20 protein-coding genes are annotated in these 22795 nt (G+C 57.5%); 13 read left to right on the forward strand and 7 right to left on the reverse strand.

Annotation, left to right across the window (positions count from 1 at the left end):
* Positions 1-41: 41 nt before the first annotated feature.
* Positions 42-1508: an MDR family MFS transporter gene (locus EGO56_RS09495; protein WP_135908725.1), complete on the forward strand. Its 1467-nt coding sequence runs from the start codon at positions 42-44 to the stop codon at positions 1506-1508.
* A gap of 39 nt (positions 1509-1547) precedes the next feature.
* On the opposite strand, the gene EGO56_RS09500 is transcribed toward EGO56_RS09495, so the two are convergent.
* On the reverse strand, positions 1548-1844 hold the full coding sequence (locus EGO56_RS09500) for a DUF1161 domain-containing protein (RefSeq protein ID WP_013357905.1): 297 nt from the start codon (positions 1842-1844) through the stop codon (positions 1548-1550).
* A 45-nt stretch (positions 1845-1889) separates the two neighbouring features.
* Complete coding sequence (locus tag EGO56_RS09505) at positions 1890-2213, reverse strand: DUF1283 family protein (RefSeq protein WP_135908727.1); 324 nt, start codon at positions 2211-2213, stop codon at positions 1890-1892.
* A 133-nt stretch (positions 2214-2346) separates the two neighbouring features.
* Between EGO56_RS09505 and EGO56_RS09510 the strand changes: the two genes are divergently transcribed.
* Positions 2347-2673 (forward strand): YnfA family protein, encoded by a 327-nt coding sequence (locus EGO56_RS09510; RefSeq protein WP_061063722.1) that lies wholly within the window; start codon positions 2347-2349, stop codon positions 2671-2673.
* 31 nt (positions 2674-2704) lie between these two features.
* Here the strand turns inward: EGO56_RS09510 and ydfG are convergent, their stop codons facing one another.
* Positions 2705-3451 (reverse strand): bifunctional NADP-dependent 3-hydroxy acid dehydrogenase/3-hydroxypropionate dehydrogenase YdfG, encoded by a 747-nt coding sequence (gene ydfG / locus EGO56_RS09515; protein ID WP_033733008.1) that lies wholly within the window; start codon positions 3449-3451, stop codon positions 2705-2707.
* A 402-nt stretch (positions 3452-3853) separates the two neighbouring features.
* Here ydfG and guaD point away from each other — a divergent pair, with 402 nt between their 5' ends.
* From guaD to dcp, 5 genes are read left to right on the forward strand one after another with little or no spacing between them, the layout of a single operon-like run.
* Positions 3854-5182 (forward strand): guanine deaminase, encoded by a 1329-nt coding sequence (guaD, locus tag EGO56_RS09520; RefSeq protein ID WP_135908729.1) that lies wholly within the window; start codon positions 3854-3856, stop codon positions 5180-5182.
* Positions 5179-6621: a xanthine dehydrogenase small subunit gene (gene xdhA / locus EGO56_RS09525; RefSeq protein ID WP_135908731.1), complete on the forward strand. Its 1443-nt coding sequence runs from the start codon at positions 5179-5181 to the stop codon at positions 6619-6621. Before guaD ends, xdhA begins: the two co-directional genes overlap by 4 nt.
* The gene (gene xdhB, locus EGO56_RS09530; protein ID WP_135908732.1) at positions 6611-8977 is read left to right on the forward strand and encodes a xanthine dehydrogenase molybdopterin binding subunit; all 2367 of its coding nucleotides are present in this window, start codon (positions 6611-6613) and stop codon (positions 8975-8977) included. The genes xdhA and xdhB overlap by 11 nt, the downstream gene beginning before the upstream one ends.
* Positions 8964-9740, forward strand: coding sequence for a xanthine dehydrogenase accessory protein XdhC (gene xdhC, locus EGO56_RS09535; protein ID WP_135908734.1), 777 nt, complete (start codon positions 8964-8966; stop codon positions 9738-9740). Before xdhB ends, xdhC begins: the two co-directional genes overlap by 14 nt.
* A gap of 60 nt (positions 9741-9800) precedes the next feature.
* Positions 9801-11843, forward strand: a complete 2043-nt coding sequence (dcp, locus tag EGO56_RS09540; protein WP_135908736.1) for a peptidyl-dipeptidase Dcp — start codon at positions 9801-9803, stop codon at positions 11841-11843.
* Positions 11844-11885: 42 nt separating this feature from the next.
* Here dcp and hpxO read toward each other — a convergent pair whose 3' ends face one another.
* Complete coding sequence (hpxO, locus tag EGO56_RS09545) at positions 11886-13043, reverse strand: FAD-dependent urate hydroxylase HpxO (RefSeq protein WP_135908738.1); 1158 nt, start codon at positions 13041-13043, stop codon at positions 11886-11888.
* Positions 13044-13671: 628 nt separating this feature from the next.
* On the opposite strand from hpxO, the gene EGO56_RS09550 reads away from it, so the two are divergent.
* The 5 genes from EGO56_RS09550 (at position 13672) to EGO56_RS09570 (ending at position 17389) form a co-directional block, all read left to right on the forward strand.
* Positions 13672-14853, forward strand: coding sequence for a glycosyltransferase family 4 protein (locus EGO56_RS09550; protein WP_135908740.1), 1182 nt, complete (start codon positions 13672-13674; stop codon positions 14851-14853).
* A gap of 67 nt (positions 14854-14920) precedes the next feature.
* Complete coding sequence (locus EGO56_RS09555; RefSeq protein ID WP_033783134.1) at positions 14921-15166, forward strand: hypothetical protein; 246 nt, start codon at positions 14921-14923, stop codon at positions 15164-15166.
* A gap of 30 nt (positions 15167-15196) precedes the next feature.
* Positions 15197-16351 carry a class C beta-lactamase gene (gene ampC / locus EGO56_RS09560; protein ID WP_135908742.1) on the forward strand — a complete coding sequence of 385 codons (1155 nt, stop codon included), beginning with the start codon at positions 15197-15199 and terminating at the stop codon, positions 16349-16351.
* Positions 16352-16439: 88 nt separating this feature from the next.
* Positions 16440-16892: a type II RES/Xre toxin-antitoxin system antitoxin gene (gene parS / locus EGO56_RS09565; RefSeq protein WP_135908744.1), complete on the forward strand. Its 453-nt coding sequence runs from the start codon at positions 16440-16442 to the stop codon at positions 16890-16892.
* Positions 16892-17389 (forward strand): RES family NAD+ phosphorylase, encoded by a 498-nt coding sequence (locus EGO56_RS09570; protein ID WP_135908746.1) that lies wholly within the window; start codon positions 16892-16894, stop codon positions 17387-17389. The genes parS and EGO56_RS09570 overlap by 1 nt, the downstream gene beginning before the upstream one ends.
* 9 nt (positions 17390-17398) lie before the next feature.
* Here the strand turns inward: EGO56_RS09570 and EGO56_RS09575 are convergent, their stop codons facing one another.
* The 3 genes from EGO56_RS09575 to EGO56_RS09585 form a co-directional block, all read right to left on the reverse strand.
* Positions 17399-19222 (reverse strand): glycoside hydrolase family 15 protein, encoded by a 1824-nt coding sequence (locus EGO56_RS09575; RefSeq protein ID WP_135908748.1) that lies wholly within the window; start codon positions 19220-19222, stop codon positions 17399-17401.
* A 92-nt stretch (positions 19223-19314) separates the two neighbouring features.
* Positions 19315-20208, reverse strand: coding sequence for an SDR family oxidoreductase (locus EGO56_RS09580; RefSeq protein WP_135908750.1), 894 nt, complete (start codon positions 20206-20208; stop codon positions 19315-19317).
* 263 nt (positions 20209-20471) lie between these two features.
* The gene (locus tag EGO56_RS09585) at positions 20472-21506 is read right to left on the reverse strand and encodes a LacI family DNA-binding transcriptional regulator (protein ID WP_135908752.1); all 1035 of its coding nucleotides are present in this window, start codon (positions 21504-21506) and stop codon (positions 20472-20474) included.
* Between the two features lie 222 nt (positions 21507-21728).
* On the opposite strand from EGO56_RS09585, the gene EGO56_RS09590 reads away from it, so the two are divergent.
* The gene (locus EGO56_RS09590) at positions 21729-22751 is read left to right on the forward strand and encodes an ABC transporter substrate-binding protein (protein WP_135908754.1); all 1023 of its coding nucleotides are present in this window, start codon (positions 21729-21731) and stop codon (positions 22749-22751) included.
* The last annotated feature ends 44 nt before the right edge of the window (positions 22752-22795 follow it).

Here is a 22795-nt window from a genome sequence, read left to right on the forward strand (position 1 = left end):
GCTGTTTTTCAGCTAGCCTTGCAGATTAAAAAAGGAACCCTATGACTGACAGCGCACAACTCCAGACCGGACATCGCCACTGGATCTTAATCGCCTGCATGCTGGCGATGTTTATGGCGGCCATTGAAGTCACGATTGTGGCCACCGCGATGCCGACCATCATTGCTGACCTTGGCGGTTTTTCGCAGTTTGGCTGGGTCTTCTCCATCTATCTGCTGACGCAGGCGGTCAGCGTGCCGCTCTATGGGCGGCTGGCGGATATGGTGGGGCGCAAAACGATGTTTTTTGTCGGCACCTCGATTTTCCTGGTGGGATCGGTGCTGTGTGGCTTCGCCCATACCATGACCTGGCTGATCCTTTTCCGGGCCTTTCAGGGCCTTGGCGCGGGGGCCATCATGCCGCTCAGCTCCACCATCGTGGCCGACATTTACTCGCCGCGTGAACGCGCCAGTGTGCAGGGCTGGCTCTCCAGTGTCTGGGGTGTGGCGGCGATAGTGGGGCCGCTGACCGGCGCCTGGCTGGTGCAGCATTTTAGCTGGTCGGTGATTTTCTGGGTCAATCTGCCGATTGGCCTGATCAGCATGCTGATGCTGGCACGCTGGTTACCGGCGCATCAGAAAGAGGAGTCATCGCAGCCGCTGAACCTGGCGGGCAGCAGCTGGCTGATGCTCTGTGTGACGGCCCTGTTGATTGCACTGCTGCAGGCGGAACAGCTGGGCCTCTGGCTGGTGCCGTTCCTGCTTTTCTCTCTGTTCGCGGGCTGGCAGCTCAAGCGTCACGAGCAGCGTGCTGCGGCACCGCTGTTTCCGCTGGTGATCTGGCGCAGCCGGCTCATTGTGGCAGGCAATGCGGGTAACCTGATTATCGGGGCGGCGATGATGGGCATCAGCGCGTTTCTGCCCACCTGGATTCAGGGTATCAGCGGCGGCTCACCGTTACAGGCGGGCAGTGTGCTGGCAATGATGTCGATTGGCTGGCCGCTGGCCAGCACGCTGAGTGGCAGATTGATGCTTCACACCTCCTACCGCTTTACTGCCCAGCTCGGCGCGCTACTGCTGGTCGCCGGCAGTGCCCTGTTGCTGTTCCTGCAGCCCGCCAGCTCCCTCTATCAGGCGGGCTTCACGGCGTTTCTGATTGGCACCGGCATGGGGATGACCAGCACCACCTTCCTGGTCTCTGTGCAGAACCAGGCGGACTATCAGATCCGCGGCATCTGTACCGCCTCTATCATGTTCAGCCGGATGATGGGTTCGGCGGTGGGGACGGCGATTATGGGGGCGGTGCTGAATCTTAATCTGCAGTGGCGTCTGCCGCAGGTGCAGGATCCGGTGCAGCAGATTATGTCCGAGCCCAGCCGCCAGCAGTTGCAGCCGGAAAACCTGCAGCAGATGGTCGCAGCGATAGCCGCATCCCTGCACTGGGTGTTCGTGGTAGCCCTGGTGATTGCTCTGTTTGCGGTGGGAGTGGCATGGATGATGCCGCGTCAGCGGCCGGAACAGGCGGAATAACGGGCAGGGCGACAGGATGTCGCCCTGGTTTGGTGCTTACTATTGTGCTGGCGCGTCCTGAGAACTGCCGGCACTGGCTGGGACGCTGGCTTCATCGTCACGGCCTGTACGCTTGTAAACAATCTTTTGTGTGTCGTTTTCACAATGTCCGACGACCTGACCGCCCGCCTGATCAACCTGATCGTTGGCAACGATATCGAGACTAAAACCCGATTCAGGTACGCCGTTCTGAATAATCTTCTGGCTGATATCGGCTTTTACCGATTCGCAGGATGCCTGCGCCATCAGCGGCAGAGCAAATAACGCCGCGCTTAACAAAACCCTCTGTAGCTTCATCACGTCTTCCTTATGTTAGTCGTCCGTCATTACTATAGCTCAAATTTACGGCGCTACCGGGCGACCTGAACGGCGATCCAGACAACGCAGGGTGTTAGGTTCCCAGTACGCGTTGAGATTGAGGCTCTGCTCGCACTTGTCGCGGGTATCAAAGGCGCGATCGGTTTTATCAAACTCTTTTTCGACGCGGGTGTTCACTTTGTTGCGCAGCATACGCGTGTCATTCCATTGCTCTTTGTCCTGACGCGCTGCTTCATTGCTCAGCGCAGAACTGCCATCTTCAATGATCAGACGATTAGTATTCGCAGTGGCAGCCAACGCCGCTGTGGAGAGCAGCACCATCAGCACGGCAGGGATCATTTTTTTCATCACAATTTCCTTTAGTTAACGCAAACATCGCCATCCGGGACGGCTGTTGCAGCGAGTACTCATAGTATATCATCGCCGTTTCTTTGCTCACCAGCGGTGAGTCGTTTGTTTACGTTCAGGAGAGGTAAGGGTGCTGATTAAGACCGCCTTGCTGTTTTTTATTACCGCGCTGGCGGAGATCACCGGCTGCTTTCTGCCGTGGCTATGGCTGAAAAAAGGGGGATCGGCGTGGCTGTTACTGCCCGCTGCGGCGAGTCTGGCGCTGTTTGTCTGGCTGCTGACCCTGCATCCTGCCGCCAGTGGACGGGTCTATGCCGCTTATGGCGGTGTCTATGTGCTGACCGCACTGCTCTGGTTGCGCGTAGTGGATGGTGTGAAGTTAAGTGCGTGGGACTGGAGCGGTGCATTGATTGCCTTCAGCGGCATGCTGATCATCGTCATGGGCTGGGGACGCGGCTAGCGCCAGCCGTGATGGCTGGCGCGGCAGAGGCTTACGGCTTATGCACTTTCAGGCCCGCCAGCGTCTGGCTGACCGGCATCATTTCCAGGCTATTGATATTGACATGCTTAGGCAGTGTGGCGACCCACCAGACTGCTTCAGTCACATCTTCCGGCGTCAGGGCGGTAGCGCCCTCATAGACCTGACCGGCTTTGTCATCATCGCCTTTGAAGCGCACGTTGGAAAACTCAGTGCCGCCAACCAGACCCGGCTCAATGTCGGTCACACGCAGCGCGGTGCCGTGCAAATCGGTACGCAGGTTCAGGCTGAACTGACGCACAAAGGCTTTGGTCGCTCCATAAACGTTGCCACCGGCATAAGGCCAGCTGCCGGCAATGGAACCGATGTTGATGATATGACCCACATCCCGCTCCACCATCTGTGGCAGCAGGGCGCGGGTCATATAGACCAGCCCCTTGGTGTTGGTGTCGATCATATTTTCCCAGTCTTCGACGTTAGCCTTGTGCGCAGGCTCAATGCCCAGCGCCAGACCGGCGTTGTTAACCAGCACGTCAATATTGCGCCATTCGGCCGGTAACTGTGCCACCGCCTCTTCAATAGCGGCACGGTTACGCACATCCAGCTGCACGGTATAGAGGCTGTCGCCCAGCTCATCCTTCAGCGCTTTCAGACGTTCCGCGCGGCGTCCGGTGGCGATCACTTTATGACCGTTCTCAATAAAGCGGCGGGTGATGCTTTCACCAAAACCGGCGGTCGCGCCGGTGACAAAAATAATCATCTCACTGTTCCTTATGCCATTTTCAGAGTCGATGGCTTCACCATAGCATTTCGTTTCTGCTTCTGCGCGTGGAAAAGCAGACTGACCTGTAAACGGATTTAAACGGATATCCCGCTGCGCCTTTTCAGGGCAGTCTGCACCGTAAAAGGGCAGATTGTCGGGTGGCAGGCCATACTCAGGTTAACCTGTCTGCGTGATATCGCATCGCAACCGTTTGCATCAGCTCCGCAAACGGTTGCTACGCTATCAGAAGGCACTTTTGTTGCGCAACGCGCTATTTTTGTAGTTAATTTACTGATATTTAAGGTTTTTATTGCATTCCAGATCTGGCACGCAGGTTGCAGGGTTTTTATCAGAGATTCCTCTGCAGATAATCAATCGCGCTTTCAGAAAGGACATACCATGCTATCAGCAACCGATACGGCGATACGCGCCAGCTTCTTTGACTTCACTGGCGTGGTGGATCATCCCGACGATTTGACCGGAAAGGCTCGCTATCTGGAGGATGGGGTGCTGCTGCTGCGTGACGGACACGTAATTGGGCTGGATAGCTGGGAGAACAGCGAGGCGAAGCTGGCAGGTCATCCCGTGACCGATCTGCGCGGCAAACTGATTGTGCCGGGTTTTGTCGATACCCATATTCACTATCCGCAGACGGAGATGATTGGTGCCTTTGGCGAACAGCTGCTGGAGTGGCTGAATCACTACACGTTCCCGGTAGAAGCGCAGTATCACTGCCCGGATCACGCGGCAAAAATGTCCGCTTTTTTCCTGCATCAGCTGCTCTCCAACGGCACTACCAGCGCGCTGGTGTTTGGCACCGTGCATCCGCAATCCGTCGACGCGCTGTTCAGCGCCGCCGAAGCCCTGAACATGCGGCTGATTGCCGGCAAAGTAATGATGGATCGCAATGCGCCCGACAATCTCATCGAAACCCCGGAACAGAGCTACCAGCAGACGCGGGCGCTGATTGAGCGCTGGCACAAACGTGGACGGCTGAATTATGCGCTGACGCCGCGCTTTGCGCCGACCTCATCCCCGCAGCTGCTGGAAAAAGTGCAGCAGCTGCGTCAGGCGTTCCCGGATACCTGGCTGCACACCCATCTCAGCGAAAACCCGCAGGAGGTTGCCTGGGTGAAAGAACTGTTCCCGGAGCGCGAGGGTTATCTGGATGTTTATCATCATCACCAGCTGACCGGTCGCCGCAGCGTCTTTGCGCACTGCCTGCATCTGGAAGAGCAGGAGTGGCAGTGTCTGCACGATACCGATTCCTCCATTGCCTTCTGTCCCACCTCAAACCTGTTCCTCGGCAGCGGCCTGTTTAACATCAAACGCAGCTGGCAGCAGGGCGTGAAAGTGGGGATCGGCACCGATGTCGGCGCAGGCACCACCTTTAACATGCTGCAGACCCTGGGCGAAGCCTACAAAGTCGGCCAGCTACAGCACTACCGGCTCAGCGCCGCCGAAGCCTTTTATCACGCCACGCTGGGCGGGGCGCGTGCGCTGGATCTCGACCATGAAATCGGTAATTTCAGCGTTGGCAAAGAGGCGGACTTTGTGGTGCTCGATCCGGCGGTCTCTGCGCTGCAGCAACTCCGCATCGGCAACAGCAAAGATATCTGGGAAAAGCTGTTCGTATTAATGACGCTGGGCGACGACCGCAACATTGCCCAGACCTGGGTCGGCGGTCGTCCGGTCTGGCAGCGCGATGCACAGGAGCAAGCCGCATGATCCAGTTTCTGTTAAACAATCAGCTGGTCAGCGAAGACGCGCTCGACCCGAATCTTACCGTGCTTAACTATCTGCGCACCCGTCAGCATCGGCCTGGCACCAAAGAGGGCTGTGCCTCCGGCGACTGCGGTGCCTGCAGCGTCACGCTGGGCAAAGCTGTTGAGGGAGAGATGCAGTATGAAACGGTCAACAGCTGCCTGACGCTGGTCTCCGCCTTACAGGGCAAGCAGCTGATCACGGTTGAGGATCTGCGTCACGGTCGCGCACTGCATCCGGCGCAGCAGGCGATGGTTGACTGCCACGGTTCACAATGCGGGTTCTGTACGCCAGGCTTTGTGATGTCGCTGTTCAGCCTGCAAAAAAAGGCAGCGGGCTGGGATCGGCATCAGGCGGAAACCGCACTGGCGGGCAATCTCTGCCGCTGCACCGGCTACCGGCCAATCATGGCTGCCGCTGAACAGCTCTGCTCGCAGCCGGTCAATGATCAGTTCGATCACAGTGCTGCCAGCACCGTACAGCGGCTCGAGGCGCTGGCCACCCCGGAAATGCAGGAAATAGGCGATAAGGGTCATCGCTGTTTTCTGCCCAAAACCCCGTCTCAGCTGGCGGCAATCTATCAGGCGCATCCCGACGCGAAGCTGATTGCGGGTGGCACCGATCTCAGCCTGCAGATCACCCAGCAGCATAAAAAAATACCGCTGCTGATTGCACTGGAGCAGGTTGCTGCGCTCAAAGTCTGCAGCGAATTTGATGACCACTACCTGCTGGGTGCAGGCGCCTCGCTGCAGCAGGTCAGCGAGTTTCTTGACAGCCGCATTCCCGGCGTCAGTGAAATGCTGCAGCGCTTTGCTTCACTGCAAATCCGTTTACAGGGGACACTCGGCGGCAACATCGGTAACGCTTCTCCTATAGGCGATGCTTCGCCGGTGCTGCTGGCCCTCAATTCCAGCTTGCTGCTGCAGCGCGGTGAGCAGCAGCGCAGCCTGCCGCTTGACCAGTTCTTTACCGGCTATCGCCAGACGCAGCTGGAAAAAGGGGAGTTTATCCGCGCCATTCGTATCGATAAAGTGACAGTGTCACCTGATTTTGTCGCATGGAAAGTTTCAAAGCGGCTGGATGATGATATCTCTGCCGTGTTCGCTGCCTTTAACCTGCAAATGGAACAGGGCATTGTCAGTTCCGCCCGTATCGCCTTTGGCGGCATGGCAGCCACACCGCAACGCGCCCGGCACTGTGAAGCGGCGCTGGCCGGTCAGCCGCTGAATGCCGTGACGGTGTCACGGGCAGCCGCTGCGCTGGCTGAAGATTTCCAGCCGCTTTCTGATTTCCGCGCCAGCAGTGACTACCGCCTTCAGGTGGCACGCAACATGCTTCGCCGCTACTGGCATCGCCATAACGGCGAAATAACCTGTCTTGAGGTCTCCCGCTATGTCTCATAACCGTCCTGAACTCAACGAAGAGGTGATTAAGGCGCAGTATGCCGCGGATTTACAGAGCGGCGTGGGTCACAGTCACCGTCATGAGAGCGCGGAAAAACATGTCTCCGGCGAGGCGCGTTTTATCGACGACAAGCCTGAACTGCCGGGTCTGCTGCACCTCTGTCCGCGCCTGAGTGAACATGCGCATGCGCGCATCCTGCGCATAGATGTGCAGCCCTGTTATGCCGTGCCTGGCGTTGTCAGCGTCTTAACCTGGCAGGATGTGCCGGGCATTAATGATGTTGGCCCGCTGGAGCCGGGCGATCCGCTGCTGGCCCATGACAAGGTGGAGTATCTGGGGCAGATCGTGATCGCCGTGGCGGCGGAATCGCCGGACGCTGCACGTCTTGGCGCAGCCGCGGCGGTGATTGAGTATGAGGTGCTGGAACCGCTGCTGGATGTGGAGCAGGCGCTGGCGCAGGGCAGCTTTGTGCAGGAACCGCACATCCATCAGCGCGGTGACGTGGACGCGGCACTGGCGCGTGCGCCGCATCGGGTCAGCGGATCGTTTCATATCGGCGGGCAGGAGCATTTCTATCTGGAAACCCAGACGGCGATGGTCATTCCTGGAGAAGATCAGCAGTTGCAGGTTTTCTCCTCGACTCAGAACCCCACCGAAGTGCAGAAGCTGGTGGCGGAAGTGATGGGCATCAGCCTGAATCTGGTGACCATCGATATGCGCCGGATGGGCGGCGGCTTTGGCGGCAAAGAGACGCAGGCAGCGGGTGTTGCCTGCCTCTGCTCTATCGTGGCGCGCCAGACCGGGCGGGCGGCGAAGATGCGACTTTCACGCCGCGACGATATGCGCGTGACCGGCAAACGGCATCCATTCTTTGTGCGCTACGACGCAGGCGTGGAAGAGGACGGGCGTCTGTGCGGCATCAAAATCGATCTGGCCGGTAACTGCGGCTATTCGCTGGATCTGAGTGGATCCATTGTCGATCGTGCCATGTTCCACGCCGATAACGCTTATTACCTCGGCGATGCGCGGGTAACCGGCTACCGCTGCCGCACCAACACGGCCTCGAACACCGCCTATCGCGGTTTTGGCGGGCCGCAGGGCATGGTGGCGATTGAACAGATCATGGATCATATCGCCCGAGACCGTGGACTGGATCCGCTGGCGCTGCGCAAGCGCAACTATTACGGCAAGCAGGATCGCAACATCACCCATTACCACCAGCAGGTAGAGGACAATCTGCTGGATGAGATCACTGAACAGCTGGAGCTGAGCAGCGACTATCAGACGCGCCGCGCGGAAATCACAGCGTTTAACGCCCGCAGTCCGCTGCTGAAACGCGGTCTGGCGCTGACGCCGGTGAAATTCGGCATCTCCTTTACCTCCAGCTTCCTCAATCAGGCGGGCGCGCTGATCCTGATCTACACCGATGGCACGGTGCAGCTTAACCACGGCGGCACCGAAATGGGCCAGGGCCTCAACACCAAGGTGATTCAGATTGTCGCCGAAGTGCTCCAGATTGAGACCGATAAAATCCAGATCACCCCCACCGACACCGGCAAAGTGCCCAACACCTCGCCGACGGCGGCCTCCAGCGGCGCTGATCTCAACGGTAAAGCGGCGCAGAATGCCGCGGAAATCCTGCGCGACCGCATGACCGCCATGCTCTGTAAGCTGCATCAGTGCGATGCGTCAGCGGTGAGCTTCCGCAACGGCGTGGTGCGCGCTGGTGAAAAGCATTACACCTTTGCCGAGGTAGCGAAGCTGGCCTGGCTCAATCAGGTGCCGCTCTCCGCCACCGGCTACTATCGCGTGCCGGGCATTCATTATGACAGGCTGGCCGGGCGCGGTACCCCGTTCTATTACTACGCCTTCGGGGCAGCCTGCTGCGAGGTGGTGATCGATACCTTAACCGGCGAATCCCGCCTGCTACGTGCCGATATCCTGCATGACGTCGGCGCCTCGCTGAACCCGGCTATCGATATCGGCCAGGTTGAAGGGGGCTTTGTCCAGGGCGTCGGCTGGCTCACCTGCGAAGAGCTGGTGTGGAGTGATAAAGGACAGCTGCTGACCGATGGTCCGGCGAGCTACAAAATTCCTGCCATCAGCGATGTCCCGGCTGATCTGCGGGTGACGCTGGTGGAAAACCGCAAAAATCCCAAAGACACGGTGTTCCACTCCAAGGCCGTGGGCGAACCGCCGTTTATGTTAGGGATAGCCGCCTGGTGCGCACTGCAGGATGCGGTCGCCAGCGTTAACGATTACCGTCAGCACCCGGGGCTGGATGCGCCTGCTACGCCGGAGCGGATCTTCTGGGGCGTACAGCGCCTGACGGGAGCCATTGATGATCTATCATGACTGGATCGGCGTGCTGCATCAGCTGCGTGAAAAACGCCAGAGCTGCGTATTAATTACCGTGCTCAGCGAGCAGGGTTCGGTGCCACGTGATAGCGGCAGCAAAATGGTTGTCACGCAGCAGGAGAGCTTTCTCACGATCGGTGGCGGTCATCTGGAGTTTGCGTGCATTGCTCAGGCCAGATCAATGCTGCAAAGTGGAGCAACTGCGCCACACACCGAGGATTACAGTCTCGGCGCGCGGCTCGGACAGTGCTGTGGCGGCAAAACCACGCTGCTGTTTGAGCCGCTACTACAGGCGCAGCCGGAAATCTATCTGTTTGGCGCGGGCCATGTCGGACAGGCGCTGGTGAATCTGCTGGCGACGTTACCCTGTCACATAAAATGGATCGACAGTCGTCCGGATCAGTTCAGCCACGTTCCGGCTGGCGTGGTCACACTGCAGCCGGACGACCCGCTCGACTGTGTGGCCCAGGCACCTGCGGGCAGTTACTTCATCATTATGACCCATCATCATCCGCTCGACTTTGAACTGTGCGAAGCGGTGCTGAAACGCGGCGACTTTCGCTATGCCGGCGTCATCGGTTCCGCGACGAAAAATCAGCGTTTCCGCTACCGGCTGGCGGGCAAAGGTGTGGCCAGCGAGCCGCTGGCGCGCCTGCGCTGTCCGATTGGCCTGCCGGACGTTAAAGGCAAGCTGCCCGCCGAGATTGCGGTGGCCATTGCCGGTGAGATCATCAGCGTGTATCAGCAGCAAATCGCCTGAGTTGCGCTTTCGCGGCAACCTGTCAGGATAAGACTTTGCGATGCCCATCAGGAGCGAACCATGAACGCCCGTCAGAATCCCTTCTTTAGCGTCAGCACACTGCCTTACCAGGCGCCTCCCTTTGACCAGATTGAGGAGCAGGATTTCCTGCCCGCGCTGCAGGCGGGCATTGAGGAGAAGCGTCAGGACGTTGAGGCGATCGCCCTGAACAGCGAAGCGCCCACCTTTCTCAACACCTTTGAGGCGCTGGAGAAGAGCGGACAGCTCCTCAATCGGGTGAATCTGGTCTTCAGCGCCATGACTTCGGCCCATACCAGCCCTTATCTGCAGCAGGTAGATGAGGAGATTGCGCCGCAGCTTACTGCGCTCAACGACGACATCATGCTGAACCGTCCGCTGTTTTCACGGCTCGATGCGGTTTATCTGCAGCGCGCCAAACTGGATGCCGAATCAAAACGGCTGGTTGAGGTGATCTGGCAGCGTTTCCAGCTGGCGGGCGCCAATCTCCCGGAGGCGCAGAAGCAACAGCTTAAAGCCCTGAATCAGGAAGCGGCGCGCCTCAGTACCCGTTTCACCAATAAACTGCTGGCCGCCACCAAAGCGGGCGGACTGGTCGTTAATGATCTGCAGCAGCTGGCGGGACTGTCACCGGCCGACCTGGCGGTGGCCCAGGCGGAAGCGCAGGCGCGCGGACTGGAAAAAAGCTGGCTGCTGGTGTTGCAGAATACCACGCAACAACCGGCGCTGCAGAGCCTGGCCGATCGCGCAACCCGGGAAGCGCTGTATAAAGCGGGCGTGACGCGCACGGAAAAAGGCGATGAGAACGATACCCGTGAGCTGGTATTACGGCTGGCGCAGGTCAGGGCGGAGCAGGCCCGGCTGCTGGGTTTTACCAGCTATGCCGAGTGGAAGCTGCAGGATCAGATGGCGAAAACCCCCGATGCGGCGCTGGCCTTTATGCGCAACATCGTGCCCGCCGCGCGCGCCCGTGCGGAACGTGAAGCGGCGGCCATTCAGCAGACCATCGATCAGCAGCAGGGCGATTTTACTCTGCAGGCATGGGACTGGCGTTTTTATGCCGAACAGGTACGGCGTGCCCGCTACGATCTCGATGAGAGCCAGATTAAGCCTTACTTTGAGCTGAATTCGGTGCTGCAGAATGGGGTCTTCTGGGCGGCGACGCAGCTCTATGGCATCCGTTTTACCGCGCGACAGGATCTGCCGGTTTATCATCCTGACGTGCAAGTGTATGAGATTTTCGATGCCGACGACACGCCGCTGGCGCTGTTCTATACCGACTTCTTCAAACGCGACAGTAAAGGCGGCGGTGCCTGGATGAGTAACTTCGTCAACCAGTCAACGCTGCTCGACAGCAAACCGGTGATCTACAACGTCTGTAACTACACCAAACCGCCCGCCGGGGAATCGGCGCTGCTGAGCTGGGACGACGTCATCACGATGTTTCATGAGTTCGGCCACACGCTGCACGGCCTGTTTGCCAGCCAGCGCTACCCAAGCCTGTCGGGCACGGAAACCCCGCGCGATTTCGTTGAGTTTCCTTCGCAGATCAATGAGCACTGGGCCAGCGAGCCCGCGGTGTTCCTCAATTACGCCCGCCACTATCAGACTCAGGCGTTAATGCCTGCTGAGCTGCATGACAAGATCGTCCGGGCCGCGACGTTCAACAAAGGCTATGAGATGAGCGAGCTGCTGTCTGCCGCGCTGCTGGACCTGCACTGGCACAGCCTTAACCGTGATGCCGCGCCGCAAAGCGTGGAAGGGTTTGAGCAGCAGGCGTTGCAGAGCGACAATATGGCGCTGACGGCGGTGCCGCCGCGCTATCGGTCCAGCTATTTTCAGCACATCTGGGGTGGAGGCTATGCCGCAGGGTATTACGCCTATATCTGGACGCAGATGCTCGCCGACGATGGCTATCAGTGGTTTGCGGAGCATGGCGGACTGACGCGTGAGAACGGTGACATCTTCCGGCAGAAGATTCTGTCGCGCGGCAACAGCAGCGATCTCAAAGCGCTGTATGAAAGCTGGCGGGGCGCAGCGCCTCAGCTGGAGCCGATGCTGAAGAATCGCGGTCTGGCGGATTAATAATAAAAGGGCTGTCGCGGTGACAGCCCCTGTTTTTCTGGATTAGCCCAGCGGGCCGCCTTCAATGGTTTCGCACATTCCGGCCAGCACCCGCTCACCGGTTTCGTTTTTCAATGACTGATACCATTCCGCCGTAACCGCCGGGTCGCGCGCATGGGTCACATCACAGCGTTTACGCGCTTTCAGCACCAGATCTTTTACCCGCTCAACCCGTCGTGCCTGATAGCGCAGCAGGGCATCTTCGATGCCCAGCGAATGCGAAGCCAGCGTCGTGGCCAGCACCACGGCATCTTCCATCGCCGCACAGCCACCCTGACCAATATCAGGCGTGGTGCTGTGGGCGGCATCGCCAAGCAGCGCTACGCGCCCTTTGACAAAGCGGCTGAACGGTTCGATGTCGTGGATCTCAACCCGATTGGTGGTGTCGGGATGAATTGCCGCAATCAGTTGCTGCACCGGCTCCGCCCAGCCCTGGAAGTAGCCAGTTAAGTCCGCTTTCACGGTGCTGCGATCCTGCGGCAGTCCCTTCGGCAGCGGCACATCAAAGAAGAAGTAGAACCGATTGCCGCTGACCGGCATCAGTGAAACTCGCTTGCCGTCACCGACAAACGTGGTCCACTGATCGGCGGGCGCAATGCGCTCATCAATGGTAACCAGACCGTTCCAGTTAACGTAACCGGCATAACGTCGTTCCAGCTTCTCTTCCAGCACATAGTCGCGGACGACGGAATGAGTGCCATCGGCGGCAATCAGAAAATCGCCGTGCGCCTGACTGTTGTCAGAGAAGGTTGCGATAACGCCATTTTCAGTCTGTTCGACCTGGATCACGCGCTTGCCAAACTGCACCCGTTCACGTCCGAAGGTGTCAATCAGCATCGCCTGCAGTTCTGCCCGCGCCACAGGACAGGGATATTCGCCCACCTGCTGCACCAGCGGTGCCATGCTGAAGCGGGTCAGAGGTGTACCTGTTGCGCCATCGTGATAGGCCATATAGGCCATATTGCCGCCCAGCTCACGCAGCGCGGTTTTCATTCCCAGCGCATTCAGGCATTTAACGCCGTTGGGCCAGATGGAAATGGCCGCGCCGACGGGCTTCATTTCCTGAACGGCTTCAAAGACCTCAACGTCGATTCCGGCTTTCTCCAGCGCAATCGCGCTGCTCATTCCACCAATACCGCCACCAATTACGATTGCTTTCATAATGCTCTCCTTTCTGCATAAAGAGACTCCTGCAACTTTTGTACCAGCAACATGGCTAAGCGTGATGTAATTATAAAATTCAATAAAAACAGTTAATTATGAGTATTTCAGTGGAGTGAGGCGAGCATAGCCTTTCTGACGCGATGCACTTAAATGTCGCAAATCAGGGCGCAATAAGAGTGCAAATGTGAGCGGGCTGCATCTTTTGTTTCATCATTTGCTTTATTATTGCTGCCAGGTTTCCGGAATACTTATCAGCCAGTAAGAACCGGCCTCCCGTTATCCCGCGCGGTTAATTACTTTAAAAGTTATGAACTATTAAGTCGCTTCGCTTTGATAGCATTGCTGACAAATAATTAAACATAGACATAACAACTGGCGTGAATATTGCCCGAAAGATTCTCATTTTATTCAACAATGAGTTAGGGTGACACAATTAAACACACCTGTTAATAAAAAACGCAGATTCATAATCAGACGCAACTGTGACCGTTTTATCACCGGTCGAAATCATTAGTAAAACTGTGCAAGCCGCAGCAGAAAAGGCTTTTAGGATATTGCTCAAACGTATCAGCCGCGATCGCGTGATATAGATCACTCTGGACATAAAGGACTCTGGAAGACGATCATGAAAATTGGAATTACGAATAACCAGTATCCGGAGCAACGTAATATCTTAGTTAATCCGGAAAACGAATATATAAATCTGAAAAAGAGCAATCTGTTCTATTTTATTAATCCGTTACGCACCCGATTACTTAAAAAGAATAAAACCTTTGTCTTTCAGCCTGTGCCTTTTTCCGGGGCATCGCGGGCTGACATCCTTCACCTGTTCAACGAAGTTGCGATTACTCAGCAGAAGTGGGTTGCCTCGTTTGAAACTGAACTGCCGCGCGTGCTGCCGGTGGCGGGTGTCGCCAAGCAGGACAATCCCGAGCTGAAACGGCTTGTTCCTTATCTGTTAAAAGATAACTGTCTGGGGCTGATTGCCATCTCAGACGCCACGCTGAACATCCAGATGAAACTGTTCAAACCGGATGTTGCGCAGCAAATCCGCCGTAAAACCCTGGTGCTGCATCCGCCGCAAAAGCTGTTCGTTCAGCAAAAAACGCCGCGTCAGCCAGGTGTCCTGAAGCTGATTTTTGCCGGCAATGAGTTCTACCGTAAAGGCGGGGCGGAAGTGGTGCTGGCAATCAGTGAGCTGATTGAAGAGCACCGGCTGGATGAGTCGCAGCTGGACCTGCAGCTGATTGGCGATCTCACCAAACGTCGCAACGTTGCTCATCGTCAGTTCCAGGATGATGATGCTTTCTGTCGCGACATTGAGAACCGCATCAAGCGCTATCGCTGCATTACGCATCATTCACAGATGGAAAACAGTGCGCTGATGCAGCTGTTCCGTCAGAGCGATGCCGGACTGTTACCGACCTGGCAGGAGACTTACGGTTTCTCCGTGCTGGAGATGCAGGCCAATGGCTGTCCGGTCATCACCAGCAACGTGCGTGCGCTGCCGGAGATCAATCCTGCCAATGCGGGCTGGGTGATTGCGAGTCCGCTGAACGCCGATCGCGAATACAGCATCACCTCGGCGGAGCAAAAATCGCAGCTGCGCCGGTCGCTGGTGGACGGGCTGAAATCGACGCTGCTCGCCATCATTGAACGTCCTGAAATATTGCAGGAGAAAGGGGAAGCGGCCATTCTGCGCATCAAAGAGCAGCATGACACCCAGCGTTATATCGCCCGGCTCAACGATATCTATAGCCGTGGCGTGATGAATGTCACTCAACACCCTCCTGTTGTCTCAATTTGATGAGATTTCTCTGACGGCACGCGCCAGACTGGCCATACTTAGTGCTGCGTACCTCAGGAGAAATGTTATGAAAATTATCCTCACTCTGCTGCTGTCCGGATTACTGGGCAGCAGCGCTTTCGCTCAGCCTGCACCGCTTTTTCCGGCCCGCGCGCCGCTGGCGCAGTTGACCCCCGTTGCTGATCGCTGCGATCTCTCCACCTGTCAGACCAATTGCTACGTAGAGCAGTCCCACTGCAACACCCGGGATAGCGGTGCCTGTAGCTCAAAGGCGCAGATGTGCGTACAGGCCTGTTCCAGCCAGTGTAAATAATTCGATTCAGTGAAGAACGCATAGTTAATAATGAAAAAGCCATTGTTTTACCTTGCTTTATTTTCTCTCTCTGCCAGCTGTGTTGCCGCCGATCTCTCCTCACAGCAGGTCACTTCTCTGGTTAAAGCCGCGATCGAACCGCTGATGGAGCAGCAGACGATCCCCGGCATGTCGGTGGCGGTGCTTTACAAGGGCCGGGCGCAGTTTGTGAACCTCGGCGTGGCCGATCCTGAGTCACGCCGGCGGGTCACAGAAAACACGCTGTTTGAACTGGGGTCGGTGAGTAAAACCTTTACCGGCACCCTGGCCGGGGTCATGATCCGCAACGGCGAAATACGCCTTAGCGATCCGGTGCAGAAGCGCTGGCCACAGCTGACCGGTGAGCAGTGGCGTCCGGTGCGCATGCTGCATCTGGCGACCTATACCGCAGGTGGCCTGCCGTTACAGCTGCCTGATGAGGTTACCGATCAGGCTTCGCTGCTCCGCTTTTATCAAAACTGGCAGCCAACGGCAGCACCCGGTTTGCAGCGCCAGTACTCTAACGCCAGTATCGGTCTGTTTGGCTCGCTGATGGTGAAGGGCGATTATGAGCAGGCGATGGAGCGACATGTGTTCCAGCCGCTGCGCCTGACGCGCACGTACATTACCGTGCCGCCGTCGATGATGCTCAACTATGCGTGGGGCTACAAAAATGGCCAGCCGGTGCGGGTTTCGCCCGGCATGCTTGATGCGGAAGCGTATGGCATTAAATCCACCGCGCGGGACATGCTCACTTTTATGCAGGCGAACATCGATCCAAACCGTTTATCGGCGGGCAATGCGGTGCTGCGGAATGCCATCCGTACGGCGCAGTCGCGCTACTTCAACGTCGGCAGTCTCTATCAGGGGCTGGGCTGGGAGATCTACGACTGGCCCGTCGATGCTGAGACGCTGCTCAGGGACAACGATAATGCTGTTGCGCTAAAGCCGCGTCCGGCCACGCAGGTTAATCCGGTCGGGCCATCGCAGCGCGCCAGCTGGGTGCATAAAACCGGTGCCACCAGGGGTTTTGGTGCCTATATCGCCTTTATTTCAGAGCAGAACAGCGGCATCGTTTTACTTGCCAACAAAAATTACCCCAATCCGCTTCGCATCAGGGTGGCGTGGCAGATTCTGCAGGCGCTCCAGCAGGGGACTCCGGAATAAAACACCTTACGCCTGCTCAGGCCGGAGCAGGCTGGCACATTCTGTTCATTTGCGCTAAAATAAAAATCAAATGAACAGGAGGGCTGCTATGTCCATCGCCATCTACACACCCACTCAGCATCAGCCTGACCGTTCGCTACTTCACGCCCTGAATCTGCCGGAAACGCTGCCTGATGCACACCAGCGTATTGCAACAGGATTCAGCAGCGGCGTACTGAAACGCACCGCGTCATTGTCCACTTTTGACGAGGGCTGGCTCTGCCGTCTGGCGGGCATCGATCGCACCACATATAACCGTAAAGTCAAAGATCCGCAGCAGACCTTCTCGCCCGATCAGAGCGGACGGATCTATATGCTGATCCGCGTCCTTTCTGCCGCCAGCAAACTGTTTCGTGACGACAGAGAGCGGCTGGTACAGTGGCTGGAAACGCCCGCCAAAGCGCTGGGCGGTAAAAAACCGGCTGAGATGACCACCACGGTGGCCGGTGCTGAAGCGGTGATTAACCTGATTGGTCAGCTTGAGCATGGCGTGATCACCTGATGGCGGTGCCTTTCTTTCGCCTGGTGAAGCGTGAGTATGCGATGACCGCCTTTGATGGGTTCGGTGCCCGTACCTATGGCGGGCGCTGGAATTCTGTGGGAACGGTCTGTGTCTACATGGGATCGAGCCGGGCGCTCTGTGTGCTGGAGGCGCTGGTGCACCTCACCATTCAGGATCTGGCGCACGACTACGCAATGCTGGCGATTAACGTACCGGAATCACTGATCACCGAGCTTTCACTGGGGGCATTACCCGCTGACTGGCAGGCCGATCCTGCGCCATCTTCTACCCGACAAATTGGTGATGACTGGCTCGCCAGCCCGGACAACGGCCTGGTGCTGAAGGTGCCGAGCACGCTGACGGGTGAATGGAACGCGCTGTTCAATCCCCGTCATCCGGCAGCGGCTGGCATCATCAGTAAAGTGGTGGTGGAACCGTTTTTCTTCGACCCGCGCTTCGGGCTGCACCGGGACGCCGGTTCCCCGACCGCCCAGTAACACCACTCATCACGCTGTCGCCTGCGATTCTGATAACGCCTGCGCCGCGCAAATCAGCGCCAGATGGCTTAGTCCCTGCGGCATATTGCCGCGCCAGCTCTGACTGCGGACGTCATACATCTCATTGAAGATATCGACGTTACCGTGGCCGTCCAGCGTTGCCAGAATCTCCTGCATCGCCTGTTCTGCCTGGTCTGTTTCGCCCATCTCTGCCCAGGCTTCCACCAGCCAGAAGGCGCAGGCAAGAAAGGTACTCTCTTCCTCTCTGACGCCGCTGTAGCGATAGAGCATGGCGCTGCCGTCGCCCAGCGCCTGCTGAATCGCGCGGTAGGTCGAGAGCATCCGCTCTGGATTGACCGCATTGCCGTAGCTGTGAACCAGCGCCAGCGATGCGTCGAGACGATCGTCGCTGCCCGCGTAGAAGAGATAAGCCTGTTTCTGTTCTGACCAGCAGTGCGACTCAATCCAGTCACGGATGCGATCACGTTCCCGCTGCCAGCGCCCCAGCCACGTCGGTTCGATATGCTGGCTTTCGGCCAGGGCGACCGCCCGGTCCAGCGCCAACCAGCAGGCCATCTTGGAGTGGGTGTAGTGTTGCAGCTCCGGCAGTTCCCAGATGCCGCAATCTTTCTGCCGCCAGTGATCGGCGCAGCAGTTTGCCAGCTCGCCCAGCATGCGCGAGGTGGTGATATCCAGCACGTGTCCCGCTTCAATAAAGTGCTGTGCGGTGACCAGCAAGTCGCCATACATGCTGAGCTGCAGCTGGTCGCGTGCGTTGTTGCCAACCCGCACCGGCTGAGAGTTTTTATAGCCGCTCAGCGGCGGATAACGTTCGGCGGGCACCTCATCACCGTTCAGGGCATAGCAGGCGCGCAGCCTGACGCCGTGACGTATTATGGTCTGTGACAGCCAGGAAAAGGCCGCCTTACAATCTTCCAGCGCCCCGATATAGACGAACGCTTTAATAATCAGGCAGGCGTCGCGCACCCAGGCGTAGCGGTAATCATAATTTTTCTCGCCGCCGATCCCTTCCGGTAAAGAGGTCGTTGCGGCAGCCGCCAGCGCGCCGGTCGGCGAGTACCAGAGAAACTTCAGCGACAGGGCAGAGCGCTTCACCAGTGCCGGATAGCTGCCCGCGTAGCTCAGGCTCTCCACCCAGTTGGTCCAGCCGGTGTGACTGGTTTCAATCCGCTGATCGATAGCCTCCAGTGGCGGCACCGCCAGCGGCTCTTTTTCGGTTACCAGCAACGCGCAAAGCGATCGGGAACCGGCCGTCGTGCGCAGCGTGGCGCAGACCTGCTCGTCATCCAGCTCGGTTATCTGAATATCATCGCTGGTGCGGAACATCGCCATGATCTCCGCGATGTGAAAGACCTTGCCTTTCTCATTATCAGCCACCCAGGGCGAACGGGTTTCGGCGGCAGTGCCGAAGCGCAGGGTGATCGCTAATTCCACCTCACCGCTGACGCCCTCAATGCGGCGTGCCAGTTCACACCATGGCAGACGGCCCGCCAGCGTGCTGTTGATGGATTCAGTCAGCAGCACGCTGCCGCTGTCCGTCTCAAAACGGGTTTCCAGCACATTGCTGTTGTCACGGTAGCGGCGCGAAACCTGATAGGGCGTGCGCGGCACGATCTGAAAGTAGCCACCGAGTCCGGCATCGAGCAGGCGATCAAACAGCGGTTTCGCGTCGAGATTAGGCGCGCACCACCAGTCAATCGCCCCATCCGGCGCGATCAGCGCCACCGAACGGCCTTCACCTATGGCGGCATAATCACCCAGACCCGCAAAGCCATCTTCTCTGATCGGCGAATGAAAGATCGGGTTTTCCATGGTCTGCTTCCTTATTTCACGGTAACGGGAATTCTTCTGTGGGCAAAAGCGGGACAAAAAAATGGCCGCGTTATGCGGCCATCAGAGACAATTTACAGCGTGCCGGTGCCGCCATCCGAGCACCAGACCTGACCGGAAGAGTAACTGCTCTCGGTTGAGGCCAGAGTGACGTAGAGCGGGGCGATCTCAACCGGCTGGCCCGGACGGCCCATCGGGGAATCTGCACCAAACTGTTTCACTTTTTCCATCGGCTGTCCGCCGCTCGACTGCAACACGGTCCAGTATGGGCCAGGTGCTACGGCGTTAACCCGGATACCATCGCCACCCAGCTGCTTCGCCAGGGATTTAGTAAAGGCGACGATGGCTGCTTTCGTCTGCGCATAGTCGAGCAGAATATCGCTGGGTTTAAACGCCTGTACTGACGAGGTATTAATAATCGATGCACCGCGTGGCAGATATTCCAGCGCTGCTTTGGTGATCCAGAACATCGCATAAACGTTAGTTTTAAACGTCGCGTCAAAATCTTCCGTACTCAGGGTACGAATGGACTCATTAAATTGCTGACGACCGGCGTTATTAACCAGAATATCCAGACCGCCTAATTTATCCGCAGCGTCTTTCACCAGCTGCTGACAGAATTCTTCAGAACGAATGTCGCCGGGAATAGCGAAAACTTTACGGCCTTCCGCTTCGATTAATTTAACGACTTCATCAGCGTCGGGCTGTTCTTCGGGCAGATAGTTAATCACCACGTCTGCACCTTCACGGGCATAAGCGATAGCCACTGCGCGGCCAATACCGGAGTCACCGCCCGTAATCAGCGCCTTGCGGCCGGTCAGTCGGCCAGTACCGCGGTAGCTGGTTTCACCGTGGTCCGGAACCGGGATCATCTTGCTGGCCAGGCCTGGTGCCTGTTGTGGCTGGTCCTCAAACGGAGGCTTAGGAAAGTGATCCAGATCGAGCGTCTTGTTAGTTGGTGTAGCCATTGTATGCTCCTTGAACAGAGTTATCTGAGACATTAAGCCTGGCACAAATGTGATATTTGTCACATCTGACTGCTGATTCATTGAGCAGGTAAAACCAGAAGAACTTAATAATGCAGATAAAGCGTAGTCAGGAAATCGGTATTGTGTGCTGCACTGTCCGATTATTTTTCAGAGGAGGCAGGGAATAATTAAAGCGAAGCGTAAAAACGGCTGGGGATTATTTCAGTACGTGAAATGTTCCGGCTGAAAATAAAAAAGGGCGGTTAACCACCGCGTACCGAACCGCGCCAGACCACATCGACCGCATATATTCTGCGCTCCTGCTGCTGTTCATTTTTGGGTGTTAATGTTTCCGGTTGCGCTTCCGTCTCCACCAGCCAGGCAATGGCATCGCGGGCAAACTGCTCCACCGGCTGCGCAAAGGTGGTGAGGTTGTACGAGGACCAGCCCGACTGCGGAATGTTGTCATGTCCCATGATGCAGAGATCCTCCGGAATGCGCAGCGCAAAGCGGTGACGCGCCTCATCCATAAAGCCGCAGGCGAGCAGGTCGGTAGCACAGTAAACCGCATCCGGGCGAATGTTACGCGTCAGCAGACGCTGGGCCAGAATCTGGCCGCTTTCATAGGAGGTGGTGCCAAAGCGTTCTAACTGAACCGTAACGCCTGCGTTCTGCGCTGCCGCCAGAAAATCGGCTTCGCGCTTCAGCAGGCTCGGCGTGCCCGCCAGCGAATTCACAAAGGCGATGCGATGGCAGCCCGCCCGGACAAAAGCGTTAACCGCCATTTCAGCGGCAGGGCGGGAGTCGAGATTAATATTGAGCGTACCGGGCAGGGATTCGTCGCGGTTAATCAGCACCAGATGCTGACCATGTTTATAGCAGAGCCGGGTAATGCCGCTGTCCGGCATGCCGGAGAGAATGATAGAGGCGTCGGCACGGAAATTAATCGCCTGCTGCAGTGCGTCGGAAACCCGCGCATCCGAGCGGTCGGTGTTGATCAGCATCGCCACTTTTCCCGCTTCCTGCAGATACTGGGTCATCCAGCGCACCAGACTGGCACGGTAGGGCGTGTCCACCTCGGAGGCGATTAAGCAGACAATGCCGCTGCGGTTGCGTACGAGGCCGCGAGCCAGATGATTGACGTGATAGCCCAGCTCTTCAGCCGCTTTCATCACCCGCTGACGGGTGGACTCCGACACGCTGGCCCCTTCTGTAAAGGTGCGTGAGACCGCTGACCGGGAGACGCCCGCCCGGTCAGCCACATCCTGCGCACTCACTACCGCTTTAAGCTGCTGCATCTTTTTTCCTCGCCCCTGTGTTGCCTGCACTGAGTCTGCCTGAATTTGCAAGGCTGTGCAAAGGATGCCTGTACGCCAGATGTTTCAAATTTGTGACAGAGCCTGACAATTGCACAACAACTCAATTGACAGTGTCGCCGGGTCGCCGTACTACTTTGCTCATACCTTTGCACACATGTGCAAAAGCTGGCGCACCTGCGTCATCCAGCCCAGGAGAACACCATGCGTTATCCCTCTCTGCTCGCTGCTGTCATCGTCTGCCCTGTGGTGCCGTTTGCTGCCCCGGCGGCGGGCCTTAATATGATCTGCTCTGCTGATGTGGTGGTGTGCGAACAGATGACCACGCTGTTCAGCCAGAGTCATCCCGACATCAAACTCAGCATGGTGCGGCTCTCTGCCGGTGAAGCTTATGCCCGTATCCGCAGTGAAGCGCGCAATCCCCGTACCGATATCTGGTGGGCGGGCACCGGTGACCCGCACATGCAGGCCGCCGAAGAGGGCTTAACCCAGGCCTACAAGTCACCCCTGCTCGATCAGCAGCAGCCCTGGTCACAAAAAGTGGCGGAGATCTCCGGCTATCGCACCGTGGGCGTCTATGCCGGTGCGCTGGGCTGGGGCTACAACACGAAACTACTGGCGGAGAAAAAGCTGAAGGTCCCGGCCTGCTGGGCTGACCTGCTCGACCCGGGCTTTAAAGGCGAGATTCAGATCGCCAATCCCAACTCCTCCGGCACGGCCTATAACACCCTGGCGACGCTGGTGCAGATCATGGGTGAAGACAAGGCCTTTGACTACCTGAAGAAGCTCAACGCCAACATCTCGCAATACACCAAGTCCGGCTCTGCACCGGTCAAGGCCGCCGCGCGCGGTGAAACCACCGTCGGCATTGTCTTTATGCATGATGCCGTGGCGATGGAGGTGGATGGCTTCCCGATTAAGCCCGTCGCGCCCTGTGAAGGCACCGGCTATGAGATTGGTTCGATGTCGATCATTAAAGGGGCGCGCAATCTGGCCAATGCTAAAAGCTGGTATGACTGGGCGCTCAGTGCGGAGGCGCAGTCGCATATGAAAGAGGCGAAATCGTTCCAGCTGCCTTCCAACCGCAAGGCGGCGATCTCTGAATACGCGCCGCGCTTCGAGAACATCAAACTGATCGATTATGACTTCAAAACCTATGGCGACTCGGCAAAACGCAAAGCGCTGCTGGGCCGCTGGGATAAAGAGATTGGTGCCAGCGCGCAATAACGGGGGTACCAGCCCGGCCGCCTGAGCCGGGTTAGTGCCAGACC

Source organism: Pantoea vagans (assembly GCF_004792415.1).
Lineage (GTDB): Bacteria > Pseudomonadota > Gammaproteobacteria > Enterobacterales > Enterobacteriaceae > Pantoea > Pantoea vagans.